Genomic DNA, 2,148 nt, shown 5'->3' with positions numbered 1-2,148 from the left:
ACGCCGGCGAGTGGAGGGTGCGGGTCACCCTGCCGATACAGTGACGCCGTGCCCGTCTCCGTCCTCCTCGTCGACGACGACGCCCTGGTCCGCGCCGGGCTCCGGGCGATCCTCGAAGCGCAGCCGGACATCGAGGTGGTCGGCGAGGCCGCCGACGGCGCCGCCGTGATCCCGCTCGTACGGCAGCTGGCGCCGGACGTCGTCGCGATGGACGTGCGGATGCCGCTGATGGACGGCATCGAGGCCACCCGGGCGGTGCTCCGCGCCTTCCCCGCGCCGCCGAAGATCCTCGTCGTGACGACCTTCGAGGAGGACCAGTACGTGTACGGGGCGCTGCGCGCCGGCGCCGACGGCTTCCTGCTCAAGCGGGCCCGGCCCGCGGAGATCGTGCACGCGGTGCGCCTGGTCGCCGAGGGCGAGTCGCTGCTTTTCCCGGCCGCGCTGCGGTCGCTGGCCGCCGGGCACGGCAACGAGGAGGCACGCGCGGCCGTGGCGGCGGCGCGGCTGACCGACCGGGAGAGCGAGGTGCTGCGCCTCATCGCCCGCGGGCTGACCAACGCGGAGATCGCGGCGGAGCTGGTGCTCGGCACCGAGACGGTCAAATCGCACGTCAGTGCGCTGCTGGCGAAGCTGGGGGCCCGGGACCGTACGCAGGCGGTGATCACCGCGTACGAGTCGGGGTTCGTCGCTCCCGGCGCGGCCGGATAGCGGATACGATCCGCTATCCGGAAGCACGCTCAGGGAGGCTGACGTTGGCGCAGCTCACCGGCGGGGACCCGTCCCTGCTGCGGCGGATCAACTCCGCCGTCGCCCTGCGCGCGCTGCGCGACGCGGGTTCGGCGACGCTGACCGAGCTGGTGCGCACCACCGGGCTGTCGCGGCCCACCCTCGACGGCGTCCTGGAGGGCCTGGCGGCCAGCGGGCTGGTGGTGGAGGCCCCGGCCGAGGAGGGTACGACGCGGCGCCAGGGCCGGCCCGCGCGCAAGTTCCGCTTCCACGCCGAGTCGGGCCATCTGCTGGGCATCGAGATCGGCCCGCACCGGGTCTCCGTCCTGCTCTCCGACCTCGACGGCCGGCTGCGCGGCTCGGCGTCGCGCACCGTGGACGAGACCGCGGAGGCCGACGACCGGCTGGCGGCCGTACGGACCGTGGTGCAGGAGGTGCTGCGGCGGACCGGCGTGGCGCGCAGCACGCTGCGCGCGGTGGGCGTCGGCAGCCCCGGCATCGTGGAGGCGGACGGCATGGTGCACCTGAGCACGGCGCTGCCCGGCTGGACGGGCATCAACCTCGCGGAGCGGCTCGGCCGTTCGTTCCGCTGCCCGGTGCTGGTGGAGAACGACGCGAACACCGCCGCCGTCGCCGAGCACTGGAAGGGCGCCGCGCGGCACTCGGCCGACGTGGTCTTCGTCCGCGCGGGGCTGAGCCCGGGTGCCGGGTCGCTGATCGGCGGGCGGCTGCACCGCGGCTTCGGCGGCGCGGCGGGCGAGATCGGGGCGCTGCACCTGCTGGGCCGGGAGGCGACGCCGGAGAAGCTGCTGAGCGTCACGGGCGAGCCGCTGCACCCGCTGGACGAGCCGGCGGTGGCGGAGGTCTTCTCCCTGGCGCAGGGCGGCGACAAGCGGGCACGCCGGGCCGTGGACCGGTTCATGCAGCGGCTGGTGCACGACGTCGCCGCACTCGTGCTGGCCCTGGACCCCGAGCTGGTGGTGATCGGCGGCTGGGCGGCGGGCGTGGACGACGTACTGGAGCCGCTGCACGCCGAGTTGGCGCGCTACTGCCTGCGGCCCCCGGAGGTCGTGCTGTCGCTGCTGGGCGAGGCGGCGGTGGCCACGGGCGCGCTGCGGCTGGCCCTGGACCACCTCGACGAGGAGCTGTTCGCCGTGGAGAGCACGGTCACGGCGCGGCGGTGAGCCGGGAAGCCGCGGGCCGGGCGGGGTGTGCGCTCCCGGCCCGGCCTGCTGCCCGTGTTCTCCTGCTCCGCGCGGTGTCTCCCGCCCGGTCCGTACGGCGTGGGCGGCGGCTCAGCTCGCCAGCACCGCCGCGTCCGCGTCGAGGGTGAGCCGGCAGGTGTCCGCGCGGTACGTCGAGACCGCGACGGCGGCGGTGCGCCCCCGGGAGACGTAGCGCGTGGTGACCACCAGCACCTGG

General features: G+C 75.7%; 2 protein-coding genes and 1 pseudogene. 2 read left to right on the top strand and 1 reads right to left on the bottom strand.

Annotated elements, in window-relative coordinates; genetic code table 11:
* Window positions 1-48 precede the first annotated feature (48 nt).
* Both H5J30_RS28970 and H5J30_RS28965 read left to right on the top strand, forming a co-directional pair.
* On the top strand, window positions 49-708 hold the full coding sequence (locus H5J30_RS28970; RefSeq protein ID WP_181790237.1) for a response regulator transcription factor: 660 nt from the start codon (window positions 49-51) through the stop codon (window positions 706-708).
* Between the two features lie 44 nt (window positions 709-752).
* Entirely contained in the window at window positions 753-1,910 is a 1,158-nt protein-coding gene (locus tag H5J30_RS28965; protein ID WP_181790236.1) for an ROK family transcriptional regulator, read from the top strand.
* Between the two features lie 111 nt (window positions 1,911-2,021).
* Here H5J30_RS28965 and H5J30_RS37050 read toward each other — a convergent pair.
* Window positions 2,022-2,148, bottom strand: a pseudogene (locus tag H5J30_RS37050) (GntR family transcriptional regulator); the annotation flags it as partial.

Origin of the sequence: Streptomyces phytophilus, from assembly GCF_013870535.1 — a bacterium.
GTDB lineage: Bacteria > Actinomycetota > Actinomycetes > Streptomycetales > Streptomycetaceae > Streptomyces > Streptomyces phytophilus.
Note: the sequence above shows the minus strand (reverse complement) of the source record. Positions and strands in the feature narration are given on the sequence as shown.